Source organism: Mesotoga sp. H07.pep.5.3 (genome assembly GCF_002752615.1).
Classification (GTDB): Bacteria; Thermotogota; Thermotogae; order Petrotogales; family Kosmotogaceae; genus Mesotoga; species Mesotoga prima.
In genome coordinates this window covers 263,065-282,251 of sequence record NZ_AYTV01000012.1, presented here as the reverse complement: position 1 = coordinate 282,251, position 19,187 = coordinate 263,065, and the positions used below count along the sequence as shown (strand labels likewise).

The following is a 19,187-nucleotide window of genomic DNA, read 5'->3' as shown; positions in this document are numbered from 1 at the left end:
TTACTACTACGCTGTCTGACTGATCCCACCTCCCGTATAGATTCACTGAACAAGAAAGGGTTTTTGGATTCTAGTTGTTCAAAGAGTCCAGAAGTTCGCCCCATTCTTTTGGCAGACCTGTTCCAAAGTTAATCCTGTCTGCACAGTAGTTGCCCACCAAGTAATCTCCGAACTTAAGCTGCTGGCCTGCCATGCAACCGTCGTGTTGTACGCATAATCACTTATGATAGCAAGCGCGGCATCGTTATCGGTCTCGTATAGTTCTGTGGCGTATTCTTGAATCTTTGGCAACGTCTGATACACTGCCTGCATCTTTAGATCCCTGAAGTTTCTTAAATCGACGATTGCATCTTTGAATCTCAGCCCTGTCATTTCCTGAACATATGTACTTGTCCACCATCCAGAATCTCTTCTGAAGTCTTCATATCTCGAGCCAACCTGATAGAACTCTGGCAGCTCAGACATTGCCGGCCAAAGAGGAGTATGGTACTGTGCGCCGCCTCCACCATATCCAAACCATACTACTGATCCAATTTCAGGCGGCAACCAGTTCTTGATCTGACTGATCTGAACGTAACAACTCAAGTAGATACCTATGGGTCTCTGCCTTCCTCCGACTCTGTAGCTTGCAAATGGATCGCCAAAAGGCCCGGCACCAATTCCTTTAGTCAGGCCGAATTCCGTTCCTTCGTACCAATCTCCAGAAATTGTGAAAATGTCCCAAACGGAAAGTTTCTTATCGGGTTTTATCCAGAGAGGGTAGTGGACATCTAGGTACTCGTACCCCATGGATGGAGCCATCAAGCTGAATGCTCTCCATTCGCGAATGTTTCCGCTGCTCCTCTGGGCATAAACATCTGCCGGTCTGAAGGGTTCTCCGGAATTCGGATCGTACCATCCCTGTTCAATCGCATAAGAAATAAGATTCGGGGAGTACATCACATTTTCAGTGGCTTCAAAATCGAGATCTCGAATTCTCATCGTGTTTGCACCGACGAAAACACAGTCGTCCGGCATCCTCACTGCAACCCAGAGATCACGTCCGTAGAATTCGGCTATCCAGACCTCATCTCCATCAGTTACGTTCATTATCTCGCCTGAACCGTACCAGCCGTACTGCTCGACAAGATCCCCCATGATTCTGACCGCTTCTCTTGCCGTGGAGGCCCTCTCCAGGGCGATATCCTGAGCCGTCCAGCAGTCGATCCAACCTCTGACCTCTCTCAGTTCCCTTCTGCCTCCGGCAGTGGACTCACCCATTGCAACTCCCATTTCGTTGATAAACGAGTACCTGGAGTGGAAATACTGGTAGGTATGCTCCACCTGAGGAATCTGTCCCACAACTACTCCCTTGTCACCAACATCAACGAAGGGAAAGCCACCGTAATCAATGTAGTTGTGAGAATCGATCACGATATCTCTCATCGAACCTTCCGGCCAGTCTGTAGCCGGGATTATCCACAGCCTGAAGTCGGCCGAACTGGAATCGTCGTTGTGGGTAACAATTGTCGAACCATCCACCGATGCATCCTTGCCAACGGCAAGTATGGTACAGGTAAGCGCGGTACTACTCAAGAAGACCAGCAAAATCACAAGTACCAGGAACGCTTTCAGCTTCAATTTCACGTTTTGCCCCCTAGAAAAAGGATTGTGGTGCCTTCCTGTATCAGTTGATCTTCAGACTTTCAGTTCTGGAAGACTCTGGATGGGTCGGCTTTGCTTGGATCATGTAGATAGTACCCCGACCCATTACTCATAACATCGACGTAGTTTGGAAAAGTCACGCTAATTGCCTTGTCAGGGAAGAACTGATTCATCCAGTTCAAGGCCTCTAGCGTTCCTGATAGGTGCCTACCGACTCTGTAATCCATCGGTGTACCAATAATCATGTTTCCAAGAGCATCCGGAAAACCTTCATATATGTCGTAATCGCAGTAAACTAGACCCTTTTCTGCAGCTGTCTGAAGGAATTCATCTTTACCCTCTAGCATAAGTTCCTCTGACATGCGCCCAACGACTCTGTCGATAAAGGCTTCGGGCGTCTCCATCAATATTGCCAACGTATTGCTGAAGTCGCCCACTTCTCTGTGTGTCAGACCTCTCAAGTTTTTTGGCGAGGCCTCGCACTTCATCGGGAACTGAGTGGCGCTTAGCATCATTGCGGCCATCATGGCAATATCCATTGACCTGTCGTGTGCCACGTAAGTACTTACCACCGGGTACATCAGTGATGCCTCGTGAAAATCGAAGAAAATGTCAATGTCCTCATTCCGAATCAACTCCATAATCGCATAGGATATTCTCTCCGTAAGCGTTCCATCCGGTCTTCCAGGAAAAGTCCTGTTCAAATTCCTGATGTCCTGGTAAGCCAAATTCTGGGTTGATGGGTAGTGAACGTAGGTGAAAGGGTCTGGCCACTGATCTAGTGGATTAGTTCCTCGGTCACCGACTCTATACTTCTTCTGACCCCATGGAGTCTCTATATGGTAGTACTTTATGTATGCGTTGCCAAGCATTCCCAATGTAGAGGCACTCATATTTGCATGAGGAATTATATAGACTTTCCCCGATGTCACGTCGATGTTTTCCATCATAACGTAGGTTGCGAGTGTCGTCGCCGGCTCATATGGATGGGTTCCACCGAGAACAAGCATCGAGCCTCCCGGTACTCCGGAGTCATAGATATAAATAGGTGTATCTCCCCAAGTATTCTTGAGACTTGGAAGATACTGGCTAAGCATAATCTTTTCAGAGAAGTCTTCTGAAACGACGACCGTTTCTTTGTAATGCCGGAGTTCCCAGAACTCTATTCCAGCTAAAAGGCCGAGTACGCCCGAAAGAACCAGGAATAGGATTTTTAGATACAGTGGATTCTTCATCTCACACCTCACTTAATCCCGATTACTCTTAGTATGAAGACCATGATAACGTAGGAATAGACTATGTCATAGACAAGGCCTTTTCGCCTTTCTCTTTTGAAAAGATTCTTTAGCAGAAGGATAGCAAAGAACCCAGTCATTACAAAGTAAAAATAGTGAATAATCGTATCCATTAAGACCAACATGTCCTCACCTCCATCAATAGACTACAAGGAAATCTAACTGGTTGGGGAAAATAAGCATCAGCAGCCCGATAGCACCCATGAAAAGCCACGGTATAGCTATCGCTTTGAGGAAAGACATGTAGCTGCCTTCATATCCTACCGTCTCAACAGTAAGCCTTCCCACTATTCTCGATGGAGGCAGACAGTCGCCCAATGGGAAAAGGAGACTGAGAGCAGCAGCAGTAACTGTGACATTCAGTCCAACCGAATTGAATAGGAAGATTATCGGCGTACCGAGGATAATTGCACTTCCGTAGCTGAGCGCTCCTTGGGCGAAAGGTGCAAAAAGCAGCGCGGTAATGTAGATGAAAACCATCGGTAGAGTAATGAAAGTGATCGCAAGCAAGCCTCTGACACCAGTTGCCGTCATGATATTTACAAGGGCACCTACGCTTATAACCGTTGCTAGTAGCGGAAACACCTGATCCATAGTCTTTACCATCACATCGAACCATTTGCGAACATCCCACCTCTTCCTGTCCATCATGGCAGAGACAAAAGCACATATCACAAATGTAAGCGGAAGGCCAAGAACGGGAATAGAAAATGCCGCGAATTTAGATAGTAGAATCAACACAAGCAGAACAGCAAAAGGAGTTATGATCTTGAACCAATTCATCCCTTCAGGTGGAAGTGGAAGTTCGGAAAGGATGTGTTCTTTGCTCTTTCTCTCCGGCGTCTTGCTAGTGCCAGTATAGACTATTGTAAACAAGGCAATAATTACTATTGGTACAAGCAGTACCACATTGAAACCAACATATGGCATGTTAGCCTGAGCTGCCATCAACATTGCCCATAGGTTTATAGGAGGTGAAACGGCAGCAAGCATTGCAAACAAGTATATGAAGGCCGCCACACGCCTCTTCGAAAACCCCATGTAGCTCATGACTGAAGCTACTAGGCCTCCTACGACAAATATCGATACGCTCCCCGCTCCAGTCAAAGCACCAGGAATGATCATCAATATTCCCAGTAGCACTAACATTAGCCACTTTCTGTCGTAAAACTGCTTCACAATCCATCGAACCAGGGCATTCATAGCCCCTGTCTCAGAGTAAATATTGATAAAAATCGATGCGGTTAGAAAAATCATTCCAACATCAAAATATGTAAACATACCCTCCACTAGAAGCCTCGAGGGAAATCCAAACCCACCCACTAACGCACCAACAATGGCGGTAATTACCATGGATATCTCCGGCGATTTCAACTTCCAGCTTGCAAGAGCAAAAGTAGCAACCATAATTATTGCGATAATCGTTGTCTGAAGATACATTTTTACTCCTCCAAAGAAGCGGCGATCTGGCTAGAACGCCATCATTCGGCCGGGAACATCAATTTAATTACCTGCATGAAATCAATCGTGTTGTCGATGAGAGTGAGGGGGATATCTTTCTCTTCAGCTATCCTAGTGAATTTACCATCTAAGTTTCCCTCTTTCATCACAATTAGGTAGTCTGCATATGGTGCAATCGCATCAATTGACCGTTCGTCTGCACTTCCGGGATTTCCCCTTCTTGCCTTTCCTTCAATGTGAGCGGCAATAATAAACATGTTGAGTCTCTTGGCTTCTTCTATCATCTTGTTGAGTCTCACTATCTCTTCATCAATAGTTATACCCGATGCGCCAAGGCCCTTTGCAGAAGAACCGATGATAACGAAAAGCATCTTGTATTCTCTCGCAGTAAGATCGTTCGGATTTTCTTTAAGTGGTTCTGCATTGTAATCGAAATCCGTGTCTTCAATTGCTCCGCTCTGCCATATTAGAAGCCTTGCCATTTTGCCGCCGGGACCCTGCCCCGCGTTGGTGAGAAGAAACGGTAGTTGACCCTCAACTACTGGGTCTCCAGATACAACCGCAAATAGACCAGTTGTGAATAGAACCATGCTTAGTAAGACCAGAATCAATACCTTTCTCATGATATTGCCTCCCGAATTATGAAAGTGAAGATCATATACAATGAAAAGAAAATCACCTTCCAAAAGTGCCTTACGGTGAATATACATTCTAGGAGAATATACCACACTAACATCTCTTTAACGCTGCTTTCTGTAGCCGAATAGGAACCAAAGATAGGCAATTAATCTCGAAAATCGCTGCGAGACTCAGACTTTCGTGCGAAATCTACTTCGCAATACGAACAAACTAAAAGCGACAATGAACCGTAATCTTAGGAACTGTACTGCATTTCCTTCTGAGCGAACCGGGACCTTTTTAAGAAGACGCACCTACAGATTTGCTCTACTCTCTGCAGTACAGCCAGTGAATCGGTTGTTACTATTTCCTTCAAGGTCCACGAAATTCTTCATAGAAAAATCATTCGAACAAAACATCACTGTAGATCTAAGACAACGAATAGTAATGATACATCATTTCATCTTCAGAGAATGGGCATTTCTGGCCGCTCGAAACTCCAAAATTACCTCTAGACCATGTCCTTAAGATCCTCAGCGACAAATAGCCGAGCCTCTGTTAAAGATTGTACCTCGTCAACTGTCACCTCACTTGCCTTCTCTTTCAACATAAGCCCTCCGGCAAAGGGTTCGATTACCGCTAACTCTGTAACAATAAGGTCTACTCGTCTGTTTGAAGTTATGGGAAGAGTGCATTGTTTCACGATTTTCGGACTTCCCCTAGATGTATGTGTCATGGCGACAATAACACGTTTAGCTCCAGTAACAAGGTCCATTGCACCGCCCATACCTGGCACCATTTTGCCAGGGACCATCCAGTTAGCCAGAATCCCACGCTCATCGACCTGAAGACCTCCTAGGACAGTGACGTCGAGATGTCCACCTCTGATTATTGAAAAAGACATTGCACTGTCGAAAACTGCCGAACCCGGTAGAGCCGTTACATATTGACCCCCGGCATTTGTAAGATCTCTATTCTCCATTCCTTTTTCCGGTAAGGGTCCCATGCCGATGATGCCATTTTCTGATTGAAAAAACACCCTTATACCCGCTGGTATATAGTTTGAGACCAGGGTGGGAATTCCAATCCCCAGATTTACCAGATCTCCGTCACCCAGTTCCCGTCCAATTCTTCTCGCTATTCTCTCTTTTGGGTCCATCATTGCACTCTACCTCCGACAACAATGTAATGAACGAAAACTCCAGGAATATGAATTTCATCCGGCGACAGGGAACCAATTGGAACGATTTCTTCAACCTCTACAAGCACCGTATCACATGCTAGGACCATCAGAGGGTTGAAATTCCTTGCAGTCAAAGAGAATACCAGATTTCCGAAGTAATCGGCTTTCTTGGCCTTCACCAAAGCAAAATCGGCTCTTAGAGGAAGTTCCATCAGGTAATCTCTGCCATCCACTGTTAAAACCTTTTTTCCATCCTGAACCACAGTCCCGACACCTGTTGGCGTCAGAACGCCTCCTAAGCCTACACCACCGGCTCTAATTCTCTCGGCCAGAGTACCCTGCGGAACAAGCTCTACCTCCAGCTCTCCGTCAATCATCTGACGTTGTGTCTCAGGATTTGTTCCTATATGAGAGACAACAATCTTGGAAGCACACTTGTTGACAATGAGTTTTCCTATCCCCGTTTCTGGAAAGGCAGTATCGTTTGCTACAAGAGTCAAACCAGAGATTTCGTTCTTAACGATCTCATCGATAATTGAGTCTGGAGAACCACAACCTAGAAACCCTCCTATCATCACAGATGAACCTTTTTCAATCAGTGAGACGATCTTTTTCATTCCCACGACTTTCAAAGAAATACCTCCTTCGGAGTATTAGTAAGTCTTTCGAATTATGCCTGATAAGGCATATGATTATCTTACCAAAAGCTCCAATTAGGAACAAAGATATCGCCACTTCTGATAAAAAGAACCTTTGAGATTGTAAGCCCGTGCACATAGATTTTTTATGAATAACTTTCTTTTGTACAAGAGATCTCAGCCGGAACGCGCCTGTATTGAATCGGCCGTGCTTTCCCATTTCCCAGAGTAGAACCTGATAAACTTCAGTGTTGTCCTGAAGGCCATATCGGCCATCATTCCTATCCAAGCACCAAATAGACCGAGACCGAAATATCTTACAAGCACGTAGCCAATAGGAAGTCTCAAGAACCACATTGCCACAAGCGAGGTCTTCATTGGAAAAGAAGTGTCACCCATGCCTCTCAAAGCCCCGGTGACCACGTAATCGGTCCCCATCACTACCTGAAAGAGCCCGATAATTCTCACTGGCAGTCGTCCCTCTTCTATGAGCGACGGCTCATTTGTGAAAAGAGAGATGAAAAGGTCCGGAAACAACGTAATGGTTAATCCAATCGCAGAGGAGATTGCGAGGGCAATGAACCAACCCTGTCTAACTACACCAATCGACATTCTTCTTTGCCTGCCACCATTGTAGATTCCGACTAAGGCGGTTATAGCAACTCCCATACCCCAAGCAGGCATGAAGGAGAGAGATTCTACCTGAATACCGATTCTGTGGGCAGCATACGCCTGTGGACCGGAAATAAAGAGGATATTTGCGAAGACAAGAACTCCAAGAGAGAATCCAAAGTTTTCGATGGAAGCTGGAAGACCTAGAACAAAGATCTCTTTGAAAAGCCACTTAGAGAATCTCCGGGGCTTCCTTGACATCGAAATTCTTCGATTTCGAAACAGCAAAACAATAATTATCACTGAACCTACGACTCTCGACAAGACTGTTGCAAGTGCGGCCCCAAAGGCACCCATCTCGGGGAACCCAAACTTTCCAAAGATCATTGAGTAATCAAGAAAGACATTCAGTACATTTGCAACAGCGGCTACTATCAGCGGCGATTTCGTGTCTGCCGCTCCTCTCAAAGCCGCACCAAGAACAATCATTATGCTCATTGCAGGGAAACCTGCCATGATGATTTGGAGATATTTGCTTCCGTTCATCTGCATCAACGAGTCGCTAGAAGGAAAGAGAACTGACAACAAGCTATCAGAGAAAAAAGACCCAAAAGAAAGAATCAAACCAGCAGCAATGCTAAGATAGATCGCATGCCATGCAATCAAATCTACTCTTCTGTGATTGTTTGCACCATAACTGTTAGAAAGCAACACCATCGAACCTGTTGAAATCGCTACTAGGACTGCCTGAAATATGAAGACAACCTGATTTGCGGTACCGACAGCGGTCATAATTCTCCAGTCATAATGGCCGAGGAAAGCGGTATCTGAAATTCCAAGCAGCATCTGGAGTACGTTTTCTGCCATAGCAGGAATGGCCATCACAAGAAGGGAACCTCGAATCTCCTTTGCTTCTTCAACGTTTAGATAAGACTTGAATAGGCTGTAAGACATCAACGCCTCCACAGTAAGGAATCCGTACTATATAGTCTACCATGCAGTTCAATAGTTTAAAAGACCTGGCGAACATTGAGAACCAACTCTCTTTGAAAACCCGGAAAGCAAAGTAAAATTATACTTGTGAAATAACTCAATTACATATTGACTTTATTTGATTTCCATGCTATATTATTGAATGTTTATTTTGTAATTTGTGATTAAGAATGATATATAATTAATTTGAATCGCTGCTATTCAAATAGATAAACCCTTTGTTTAGAGATGTGGACGTTTAGTGGCGCAAAGCGCCACATTTTTTTGCTTATATTTCATTTTATGTTTGTTTTCTGGACGTGGTATAATTTCATCGAAACCCGATGCTATCAGTTCAATATTGTTGGAGGACACTTATGAAACCTGAAGATATCGAGAGTTTTCTGAATTCGGTTCTACATCCGGAAGAATTCGACGATTATTGCTTCAATGGAATTCAAATAGAAGGAAGCAAGGAGATAAACAAGGTGGTTACTGGTGTCTCTTTCAGCGATGCTTTGGTTGAAAAAGCGGTCACAGCCGGAGCGGACGCTATTCTTGTTCACCACGGAATCTTCGGGAAGGAATTCTTCAGACTTTCAGGGTATCTAAAGAAAAGGGTTGAGAGAGTATTGAGTTCGGGCATCACACTGTTCGGATATCACCTGCCGCTCGACGCCAATGAGCCATATGGCAACAACTATTCAATTGCTGAAGAGATAGGACTTGTCAACCTTGAGAGATATGATGTAGGCTTTATAGGAACTCATCCGGAAAACATTCTCGTGTCTGAGTTGAGGAATTCCTTATGTAGGATTTTCCCACGTCAAGAGGTTGGCCTATTCAAGAACTCCGATTTCGCTGGAAGAGTATGCATAATATCCGGCGGTTCTTCATCAAATCTGAGGGAGCTTGAAGGCACAGCAGACACCTTCATTTCAGGGGAAGTTGGTGAACCGACTCGGGAGATTGCAAGAGAGACAGGTATCAACTTCTTCTGGGTAGGGCACTACGCAAGCGAAAGATTCGGTGTGATTAATCTCGGAGAGCTGCTTAGAGAGAGATTCTCGCTTGAAGTGGAATTCGTCGAGATTTACAACGAAGTTTGATCGTTTCTTCCAAACTCGTCCTTCAAAATACCCATAATGATCTCGTCATGGAATGATCCATCCCGGAAAATTTCCTGTCTCAAGGTTCCTTCGATTCTGAATCCACATTTTTGATATGACCTGATCGCTCTCCTGTTGAATGAATAGACATTTAATTTTGCTTTATTGATGTTCATCTGTTCAAAGACGAATCTTAGAAGGATTCTCATTGCATCGGTTCCATAACCTTCGTTCCAGAACTTCTTTGCGATGAATATTCCAAGCGTTACTACACTATTCTTCCAGTCGACTTCGTTGATGCCACACCCTCCGATATATTCATTGTCTTCTATCTTTGCAATGGCAAAGCTATAAGTGTCTTTAGAAGAGCTTTGAGAATCGTACCACTTTTCCTCCTCTTCCAGTCTCAACGGAAAAGGAATCCCTGGCACCAGCATTCTTTTGACTTCATAGTCGTTTATATATTCATGAGCCAGTACAATGTCCTCCTTCCGGTATTCTCTAAGATAGACCTTTCGCCCCTTCAACACTTTCATCACCCCCATTTGGGATAGTATAACAAAAAGGGCGGCGCCTAGTAGCAGGCACCCCCCTGCAAATTGCCGCTCTTTTTATTCCTCAGGAGCCTTTGTCATTACGAAAATGCCGTTAAGAAGTAGTCCGACTAGAGCAGCCAGACCTATGCCTTCGAACCTTACAGGGCCTATTCCAATGGCCGCGCCTCCAATTCCCACAACTAGCATCACGGAGATAATTATTAGATTCTTGCCATCTACCTTAACTCTGTTCTCAATAAGCGTTTTCATTCCTATTGCAGCAATCATACCGAACAAGAGTATTTCGATTCCACCCATCACTGCCGTAGGAATCGACTGTATAAGAGCGCCGACTTTGGGAACAAATGACAGAATGATTGCGAATACAGCAGCAATCCTCATCACTATGGGATTGAAAACTTTGGTGATAGCAAGGACTCCCGTGTTTTCACTATAGGTTGTATTCGCCGGACCTCCGAAAAAACCCGCGACTGCCGTCGCAATTCCATCCCCGGCAAGTGTTCTGTGAATGCCTGGATCTTCATAGTACTTCTTCCCGACAACAGCTGATACTGCGAAAATATCCCCGAAGTGTTCAATCGTGGGTGCTAGAGCAACAGGGACAAGCACTGTCAAAGAGTAGAATGAGAACTTCGGAAGAACAAACTGAGGCAGGCCGACCCAGCTCGCCTGACTGACTGCATCGAGTGTTACATTGCCTGTTATTGCAGCCACGACGTACCCCACCACAATGCCACACATAACAGGGATTAATCTCGTAAAACCCTTTGCATAAAGCCTGACAAGAACAGCCGTTCCCAGAGATACGATTGCAATCCACCAGTTCGAACTTGCCATGCTTATCGCAGTCGGAGCGAGATTTAGACCGATGACTGCAATGATCGTTCCCGCAACGGCAGGTGGAAAGATCTTTTCAAACATGCTAACTCCAAGTCTCTTGATGAGCATCGCAATTGCTACCTGAACAAGGCCAGCAATCAGTATTCCACCTGTGGCATACGCTATCATGTCCGGAGTTATGGAGAATCCGGCTGCAATAGCTTCAGGAACAGATTCATAGATTTCCGGTGCATTTGCATGATAGAGAATTACTGCATTGATTGGCGCAATGTAGGCAAAGCTTGAACCTAGAAAGACCGGCACCTTCCACTTCGTAAGCAGATGGAAAAGAAGTGTGCCTATACCTGCCGTGAATAAGGCAACATTCACAGGAACGCCTGTCAGATAAGGAACAAGAACAGTTGCTCCGAACATTGTGAATGCGTGTTGCAGGCCGAGTACTAAAAGGCCTCCTCTACCCAGATTCTTGCTTCTGTCTTCCTGTTCCCTTACCTCCTGGTAAGCTGAATTCTCACTACTCACAAAATCCCTCCTCAAGATATAAATTTGTCCACATAGCAAAAAAAAACCTCACGATATCTCGTGAGGTCTAACTGCAGAATCTATGTCTTTTGTGATTTTGATCATCACCCTTTGAACTGTACGGAAAGAAGACAAAGGGCTTTTACGGGGGGAAAAAAGAGCTCTGTGTCGATTAAAAAGAGAGATCTTCCACTCTTCATACAAAGCCAGGCACATATAGCTCACTCTCCCAAGAATTTATCCAAAGATCATTTTATCACAAAGAACACAGATTTCTCCTCAGATGCCCAATTGTTTCATTCAGTAAATCTTTTCGTATAGATTACTCAGCAAATCGCTGAGCGGAAAAACGGAGAAAAAACATAGCACGACTATAAAATCAACGGAAATCCCCTTATGAAGGACAGATAATCGAAATTAAGCAATATCCCTGACGACCACCCGAATCTTGAAACATCCCATTAGTTATATAGAACCATACAACTTCACTAGATCATGAAGATGTCTTCGTTCCTCCTCGATAATATCCTTCAGTTCCTTGCAGTCAGGTATGAAAGAAGAAAGATCTGAATAGAATATTATACTGTCTTTTTCTACTTCCACTGCACTGCTAATTGCTTTGTTAATGTTGTCTGGAACATCAATCGATTCAATTCGTGGAAATATAGATATCTCTGCATAGGACTTCAAATAACCAACATTATCTTCCCAATCTTTAGCTATTAGAGAGTTGTCGGCGTCTTTCAACATCTCCCTGAATACTGCTGCATGCTCTCTTTCCTGCGTGGCAAGTTTTACAAACAACGATTTCACTTCGCCCGAAGTTTTCTCGCTGAGTTTCTGATAATAACTATAACCGACACTCTCAATTCTCAGAGCTATGTCTAACATGTCACCTACTGTGATCACATGCAACCTCCTTGTCAAAGCTGATTTCGATTATTCGAGACTCTCAAAATGAAAAAGGAAGAGATCAATGACCTCCCCCCACTTTCAGAGATTACCGAACCCCAATTATTTGATTTCGTCTTTCTCCGAAACAATCTTAATGGTAATTCCCGTTCTCATCTCTTCTCCAATCTGAATCTCCACAAATCCAGGGACCATGTACACTTTCGTACCCTGTTCTCTGAGGAATCTAGAAGCGATGGCAACTGCTTTCACAGCCTGATTCACAGCACCAGCGCCAATGGCCTGAAGCTCTACTTGCTCGTTCTTTGAGATAACTCCGGCTATGGCACCTGCTACCTTGTTCGGATTCGATTTCGAACTGACCTTCAGGATTTCCATTGAGATTTCCTCCTTTTGCAGGTAATTTCGCTGTAATTCTACCACAGAGGCCGCTTAATTAGCAAAAGTTTTAACACATCGTTTGCAAAAAGAAGGAAGGATCGTTACTGATTGAGGTTCTACAGATCCATTATTTCAGACTTGACTTTTGATATTGCATCAAGAACTTCTTGTGGAGTAATCAACTCGCCACTGACCTTGCTCACATGCTCGATCTTTGCGCCTCGTTTGTTCAGTCTAGAAACTTCATAGAGAATTTGCCCAAGATTCATCTCAGCAACAATCACGGCGCTCACCTTTTTTAGCAGCTGTCTTAGCCTCGTACTGGGAAACGGCCAAATCGTAACCGGCTTGAAAAGACCCACATTGATCTTATCCTCTCTTGCCATTTTCACAGCCTTAATGGCGCTCCTGGCAACGGAACCATATGCGAGGACCAGTATCTCTGCATCTTCAGTCATATATTCATCATATATTACTATCTCGTCGCTGTGCAATCTTATCTTGTTGTCAAGTCTTCTCAAAAGCCTTTCCGAATCGGAAGGAGAACCAACCGGGAAACCCGATTCATCGTGGACCAGACCCGAGACATGAAACCTCGACTTACCCATCCTAACAAGTGGAGTTGCCATCATCTGATCGTCACCTTCAAATGGATGGAAGATATCTTCTTCTGCAATTTCGGCCTCACCGACTCTTTGTACTTCCATTATCTCCGAATCGTACGGGAGGTAAACACTCTCGCGCATATGGCCAAGGATCTCGTCCATTAGAAATATCACTGGTGTTCTATACAGTTCAGCATAATTGAACGCAGTTATAATGTACTTATAGACTTCTTCAACATTTGAGGGGTAGATTGCGATGATCTGGTGATCTCCATGGGTTCCCCATCTTGCCTGCATAATATCCCCCTGCGCCGGTTTTGTGGGCATACCGGTGGAGGGGCCTCCTCGTTGAACATTCACTATTACTGTTGGAGCCTCAGTCATCGCCGCATAGCCAATCGCTTCCTGCATTAGCGAAAAACCAGGTCCACTCGTTGCAGTCATCGATTTTTCGCCTGCAAGAGAGGCACCGATTATTGCAGCAGCACTTCCAATCTCATCCTCCATCTGAATAAAGGTTCCACCAACTTTTGGGAGCTCCCTCGCCATGGTTTCGGCAATCTCAGTAGCCGGAGTAATTGGATAACCTGCGAAGAACCTGCACCCGGCCTTGATTGCTCCAAGCGCACATGCCTCGTCACCCTGAAGAAGAACGAACTCACGCATCCTCTTTCACCGCCTCCACTTCCCGCACATCAATCGCAAAGTCAGGGCATGCGTTCTCGCACATCAGACAACCTATGCATGTCTTGTGATCAACCACTTTTGGCCTGCCAAGCTCCCCTTTAGTAATCGTTTTCGTCGGGCAGATCCAGTAGCATATTCCACAACTCTTGCACAGAGCCAAATTGATATTTACTTTGTACTGCTTTCTTACAGCCATTACACCCTCCCGTTCCAGGCTATCATATTATTGAAAGGAATACTCCGGCCGCAACTGCAGAACCAATTACACCTGCTATGTTCGGTCCCATTGCATGCATTAAGACAAAATTAGTCGGATCTTCCTCCGAGGCAATTTTCTGGGCAACTCTTGCGGCAGTAGGGACCGCCGAAACCCCGGCCGCACCTATTAACGGATTTACTTTGTTTGCGGAGAACAGATTCATCAACTTTGCAAATAGAATTCCCGAAGCTGTTGCAACAACAAAGGCGGCGCAGCCCAATGCCAAAACCATTATACTCTCAATCGTGAGAAATATCTTACCGTCCGCTTTTGCGCCAACGGAGACGCAGAGCAAAATAATCACGGTGTCCGAAATGTATTTTCCAGAAGCCTCGACGAGCCGCTTTGTCTTCCCATTCTCTCTCAAAAGATTGCCCAACATAAGCATTCCCACTAGTGGGAGCGCTTGAGGAACTATCAACGAGATCGCAATCGTCGCAACTACTGGAAAAACAATCCTTTCGAGCTTCGAGACTCTTCTCAGCTTCTTGCCCATTGTTATTGCTCTCTCCTTGTGAGTAGTTAGAAGCTTCATAATGGGAGGTTGAAGAACCGGAATCAGAGCAATATAGGAGTAAGAAGCTATAGCAATGATCGGTAGAAACTGAGACTTGAGAATACTTGCAACGTATATTGAAGTCGGTCCATCTGCTCCGCCAATTATCGATATGGCGGCTGCATCTGAAAGGGAGAACCCCATCAAATTAGCTGCGAGGAATGTTATAAAAATGCCAATTTGAGCAGCTGCCCCCAAAAAAAGCGTCTTGGGATTTGCAAGAACAAAAGAAAAATCCGTCACCGCTCCTATCCCCAGAAATATTAGAGGTGGATAAATTCCCAACATCAATCCCTGTTGTAAGATCCACATTATACCCGTACCAGGAGTGAAGACACCCGTAGCCTCGGGCGGAATATTGGCGATAACCATACCAAACGCTATGGGTACAAGAAGAAGTGGTTCAGCATCTTTTGCAACCGCTAGATAAACCAGGAGACCTGCAATTGCAAACATAACCCAGTTTTCCCAGCTTACCGTGGCTAATCCTGTCTGTGCCATATATCCCGAGATCAACGTTGACATGAAAGGCTTACCTCCAAAAGAATAAAGGCCGCACCAACAGGCGCGGCCCAAAATGAAGACTATCTATTCTTTACTACTGCTTGAGCTGCGGACAATCTCGCTACTGGAACCCTGTAGGGCGAACAACTGACATAGTTCAGACCCACGATGTGACAAAACTCAACTGACGAAGGTTCGCCGCCGTGTTCACCACATATTCCTACCTTCAGATCTGGCCTGCTGGAGCGACCCTTTTCAGTTCCCATCTTCACGAGCTGGCCAACACCCACTCTATCAAGCTTCTGGAATGGATCGTTTTCCAGAATACCTTTTTCCATATAGTGTCCAACGAACTTTCCATAGTCATCTCTACTGAAACCATAAGTCATCTGCGTAAGATCATTCGTTCCAAAGCTGAAGAATTCAGCTTCTTTTGCAATTTCATCGGCAGTAAGGGCAGCTCTTGGAACTTCTATCATCGTACCTACTTTGTAATCCAGCTTCAATCCAGATTTTGAAATGAGTTCGTCTGCCGCTTTTACTATCACCGATTTTACAAACTTAAGCTCTTCCAGCTCAACGATTAGCGGAATCATGATCTCTGGAACCACTGACTTTCCTTCCTCAACCAACTTTAGAGCAGCTCCAATTATCGCTTTCGTTTGCATCTCGGCAATTTCGGGGTATACAACTGCAAGTCTGCAACCCCTGAACCCCATCATGGGATTGAACTCATGAAGATCTTCAACTGTTGTCTTCAATTCCTCATAGGTCATTCCCATCTCCTCAGCCAGTTCTTTGACATCTTCGTCTTCTTTGGGAAGGAATTCATGAAGTGGAGGATCCAGGAGCCTAATGGTGACGGGCAGACCTTCCATAGCTTTGAATATTCCGTAGAAATCCTCTTCTTGCATTGGAAGAAGCTTATTGAGAGCTTTTTCTCTCTGCTCTCTGGTACTGGAAGTAATCATCTGACGAACAGCAAAAATCCTGTCTTCCTGGAAGAACATATGTTCCGTTCTGGTGAGACCAATTCCTTCAGCCCCGAACTCCCTGGCAATCTTGGCATCTCTAGGAGTATCGGCATTCGTTCTTATACCGAGCTTCCTGATTTCATCGGCCCAGCCAAGCAGTTTCGCAAGCGGTCCTTCGAGACCCTGAGGCTTAACTGAATCGAGTTTACCCATGAATACTTCGCCTGAAGTACCGTCAATGCTAATCCATTCGCCCTCATTTATGGTCTTTCCATTTACTCTCATTGTCCTTGTCTTCTGATCTACCTCTACAGCTTCGCAACCTACTATACAGGTTTTGCCCATACCTCTCGCAACCACCGCCGCATGTGAGGTCTTACCTCCCGTAGAAGTCAGAATTCCCTGAGCGGCTGCCATTCCGGCAATATCCTCAGGCGAAGTCTCAGGTCTGACAAGGATAACCGCCTTACCTTCTTCTCTAGCCATCTTTTCAGCCGTTTCTGGGTCAAAAGCAACTGCACCTGAAGCGGCTCCGGGAGAAGCAGCAATTCCCTTAGCTAGAAGCTCTGCACTCTCCATAGTTTCCTTCGTAAAGTACGGATGCAGCAGAGTTTCAATGTGTTCAGGCGTTACTCTCATAACCGCCTCTTCCTTTGAAATTTTCTCTTCTTCCGCAAGATCAACAGCGATCTTCACACTTGCATAAGGAGTCCTTTTCCCGTTTCTCGTCTGGAGAAGATACAGGGTTCCATGCTCAACAGTGAATTCAATATCCTGCATATCCCGGTAGTGGTTCTCGAGTTTCTCAAAAATCTCAAGAAGCTGTTTGTAGACGGCGGGGTTTATATCGTTAAGCTTTGTAAGAGGGAAGGGCGTTCTTGTCCCAGCAACAACGTCTTCGCCCTGGGCATTCGGCAGATATTCACCGTAGAACTGTTTTTCTCCCGTATTGGGGTCTCTTGTAAACGCAACTCCCGTTCCACTGTCATCGCCGGTGTTCCCAAAAACCATCGCAACGACATTGACAGCTGTACCAAGGAGTTCGCCCTCCTTTATTCCGTTCAGCGCTCGATACTTCTTTGCCCTTTCATTCATCCAGCTTCCGAAAACAGCGTTTGTTGCCATCCACAACTGCTCCCAAGGATCCTGTGGGAACTCTTTTCCAGCCTTGCTATAGACCTCAAGATATCTCTTCACCACTTCCTTCATATCATCTGCATCGAGTTCAGTATCAAGTTTGACGCCCTTCTCTTTCTTTATACTAGAAAGCGCACCTTCAAATTCTGAATGCTCGATCTTGAGAACGACATCCCCAAACATCTGAAGAAATCTTCTGTAGGCATCGTAACAGAACCTAGGATTACCTGATTCTTTGATCATTCCATCTACCGTCTCGTCATTGAGACCAAGATTTAGAATAGTATCCATCATGCCAGGCATCGAAATTGCTGCTCCTGACCTCACAGAAACGAGCAATGGTCTCTCATTAGAACCAAATCCCTTTCCGGTTTCTTCTTCCAAAAGTCTTACAGCCTCTTTCACTTCATTCTCAAGGCTTTCCGGATATTTATTACCATGCTCATAGTAGTACTTGCAGACTTCAGCAGAGATAGTGAACCCTGGGGGGACGGGAATTCCTATTTTAACCATTTCAGCTAGATTGGCTCCCTTTCCACCGAGAAGGTTTTTCATCTTCGCATCGCCTTCGGCCTTTTTCTTTCCAAAATAGTACACAAATTTCTCTGACACTTTCTTTCCTCCCTTCCTGAAAGCATATTCGACTGATTATATCATAGCTAAACATACGGGGTGTTTAGCTGTCTCTCTAATGGTGAACGTCTCTTGAACCATACCTTTCTCTTTCCATAGGGCAGAAAATCATGGATTTGATTCTTTCAGTACCCTCCTAAAGAACAGAGCCGCCTTATGGCGGCTCTTAATTCCTAACGAAAAACAACTCAATCTATAAGGCCCAATCCTTTTAGGAATCCTTCAGCAACTTCATCAGGCTCATAACCTGCAGCGTCAACCAGATAATTAAGCCTTGTCATTATTGGTTCAGTAAGATAGACAGAGATTGGCCTCAAGATCTCCTCAATTTCGGGATTGTTTTCTAATATTTCCTTCCGTACTGTAACAGCTAGGTTGTATGATGGGAAGAAACTCTTAGTATCTTCAAGCACTAGAAGATTGTACTTCTCCAATTTTCCATCAGTAGAAAAGACCATTGCAACATCGATTTGGTTCTTGTCTAGTGCCTCATATGTCAGTCCGATTTCCATTGTCTTGACTTGTCTCTTCTCCACGGCAAAACCATATGCCTCACTCATAGGCCAAAATCCATCGTCTCTTTCAAGGAACTCGTATACAATTCCAAAGAGAAGATCCGGATCTTCATGAGTCAGCTCAGCCAGATCTTCGAGTGTTGTGAGCCCATGCTCAGCAGCGAAATCTCTTCTAACGGCAAGGGCATAAGTGTTGTTGAAATTTGCCATGTCGAGCCATACAATACCATTTTCGAGATCTTCGGCCTTTACTGCCTCGTAAAGTTCATGAGGATCTCTAATCATCTTTTCGTGGCCCAAATATGTTGGCCAGGCCGTACCTGTGTAGTCAGCATAAAGGTCAATCTGCCCGGTTTCGAGTGCACTTCTTGCAACAAATGAGCTCATCCCAAAATTCTCGGTCACTCTGAACCCGGCATCTTCCAGAAGCTGCGAAATCATGCTACTGACAATGTACTGCTCTGTAAAGTTCTTTGCTCCAACATTCAGTCTTGTCTGACCGAATGACATAACCGTTGCCATCAATACTACCAACGTAATAAGAAATAGTCTTTTCAAAACTAAACACCTCCA

The 19,187-nt window shown here is 44.9% G+C and carries 18 protein-coding genes; 1 reads left to right on the top strand and 17 read right to left on the bottom strand.

Annotated elements, in window-relative coordinates:
- Positions 1–78: 78 nt before the first annotated feature.
- The 8 genes from V513_RS05000 to V513_RS04970 form a co-directional block, all read right to left on the bottom strand.
- Positions 79–1,626 (bottom strand): dipeptidase, encoded by a 1,548-nt coding sequence (locus tag V513_RS05000; RefSeq protein ID WP_257211953.1) that lies wholly within the window; start codon positions 1,624–1,626, stop codon positions 79–81.
- Between the two features lie 59 nt (positions 1,627–1,685).
- Positions 1,686–2,879, bottom strand: a complete 1,194-nt coding sequence (locus tag V513_RS04995) for a succinylglutamate desuccinylase/aspartoacylase domain-containing protein (RefSeq protein ID WP_014730325.1) — start codon at positions 2,877–2,879, stop codon at positions 1,686–1,688.
- Positions 2,880–2,887: 8 nt separating this feature from the next.
- The gene (locus V513_RS13855; RefSeq protein ID WP_006492111.1) at positions 2,888–3,064 is read right to left on the bottom strand and encodes a hypothetical protein; all 177 of its coding nucleotides are present in this window, start codon (positions 3,062–3,064) and stop codon (positions 2,888–2,890) included.
- Between the two features lie 13 nt (positions 3,065–3,077).
- Positions 3,078–4,379 carry a citrate transporter gene (locus tag V513_RS04990; RefSeq protein WP_099771919.1) on the bottom strand — a complete coding sequence of 434 codons (1,302 nt, stop codon included), beginning with the start codon at positions 4,377–4,379 and terminating at the stop codon, positions 3,078–3,080.
- Positions 4,380–4,420: 41 nt separating this feature from the next.
- Complete coding sequence (locus V513_RS04985; RefSeq protein WP_099772282.1) at positions 4,421–5,023, bottom strand: DUF6305 family protein; 603 nt, start codon at positions 5,021–5,023, stop codon at positions 4,421–4,423.
- 506 nt (positions 5,024–5,529) lie between these two features.
- Entirely contained in the window at positions 5,530–6,180 is a 651-nt protein-coding gene (locus tag V513_RS04980; protein WP_099771918.1) for a 3-oxoacid CoA-transferase subunit B, read from the bottom strand.
- Complete coding sequence (locus tag V513_RS04975; protein ID WP_006492104.1) at positions 6,177–6,833, bottom strand: CoA transferase subunit A; 657 nt, start codon at positions 6,831–6,833, stop codon at positions 6,177–6,179. The genes V513_RS04980 and V513_RS04975 overlap by 4 nt, the downstream gene beginning before the upstream one ends.
- A gap of 183 nt (positions 6,834–7,016) precedes the next feature.
- On the bottom strand, positions 7,017–8,405 hold the full coding sequence (locus V513_RS04970) for an MATE family efflux transporter (RefSeq protein ID WP_099771917.1): 1,389 nt from the start codon (positions 8,403–8,405) through the stop codon (positions 7,017–7,019).
- Positions 8,406–8,800: 395 nt separating this feature from the next.
- On the opposite strand from V513_RS04970, the gene V513_RS04965 reads away from it, so the two are divergent.
- Positions 8,801–9,532, top strand: a complete 732-nt coding sequence (locus V513_RS04965) for a Nif3-like dinuclear metal center hexameric protein (RefSeq protein ID WP_099771916.1) — start codon at positions 8,801–8,803, stop codon at positions 9,530–9,532.
- On the opposite strand, the gene V513_RS04960 is transcribed toward V513_RS04965, so the two are convergent.
- From V513_RS04960 to V513_RS04920, 9 genes are all read right to left on the bottom strand, one after another.
- Complete coding sequence (locus tag V513_RS04960) at positions 9,517–10,062, bottom strand: GNAT family N-acetyltransferase (RefSeq protein WP_099771915.1); 546 nt, start codon at positions 10,060–10,062, stop codon at positions 9,517–9,519. The two genes, V513_RS04965 and V513_RS04960, sit on opposite strands and share 16 nt — an antisense overlap.
- Before the next feature lie 81 nt (positions 10,063–10,143).
- Positions 10,144–11,451: a uracil-xanthine permease family protein gene (locus tag V513_RS04955; protein WP_099771914.1), complete on the bottom strand. Its 1,308-nt coding sequence runs from the start codon at positions 11,449–11,451 to the stop codon at positions 10,144–10,146.
- Positions 11,452–11,916: 465 nt separating this feature from the next.
- Complete coding sequence (locus V513_RS04950) at positions 11,917–12,360, bottom strand: ferritin-like domain-containing protein (protein ID WP_099771913.1); 444 nt, start codon at positions 12,358–12,360, stop codon at positions 11,917–11,919.
- Positions 12,361–12,465: 105 nt separating this feature from the next.
- Positions 12,466–12,741 (bottom strand): stage V sporulation protein S, encoded by a 276-nt coding sequence (locus V513_RS04945; protein ID WP_006492095.1) that lies wholly within the window; start codon positions 12,739–12,741, stop codon positions 12,466–12,468.
- A gap of 119 nt (positions 12,742–12,860) precedes the next feature.
- Positions 12,861–14,015: a 2-oxoacid:acceptor oxidoreductase subunit alpha gene (locus V513_RS04940; protein WP_014730318.1), complete on the bottom strand. Its 1,155-nt coding sequence runs from the start codon at positions 14,013–14,015 to the stop codon at positions 12,861–12,863.
- Positions 14,008–14,232, bottom strand: coding sequence for a 4Fe-4S dicluster domain-containing protein (locus V513_RS04935; RefSeq protein ID WP_014730317.1), 225 nt, complete (start codon positions 14,230–14,232; stop codon positions 14,008–14,010). The genes V513_RS04940 and V513_RS04935 overlap by 8 nt, the downstream gene beginning before the upstream one ends.
- Positions 14,233–14,254: 22 nt before the next feature.
- On the bottom strand, positions 14,255–15,376 hold the full coding sequence (locus V513_RS04930) for a sodium ion-translocating decarboxylase subunit beta (protein WP_014730316.1): 1,122 nt from the start codon (positions 15,374–15,376) through the stop codon (positions 14,255–14,257).
- Positions 15,377–15,435: 59 nt separating this feature from the next.
- A complete protein-coding gene (ppdK, locus tag V513_RS04925; protein ID WP_099771912.1) occupies positions 15,436–18,078 on the bottom strand; it encodes a pyruvate, phosphate dikinase in 2,643 nt (880 codons plus the stop codon).
- A gap of 209 nt (positions 18,079–18,287) precedes the next feature.
- Positions 18,288–19,172, bottom strand: a complete 885-nt coding sequence (locus V513_RS04920) for an ABC transporter substrate-binding protein (RefSeq protein ID WP_014730314.1) — start codon at positions 19,170–19,172, stop codon at positions 18,288–18,290.
- Between the last annotated feature and the right edge of the window lie 15 nt (positions 19,173–19,187).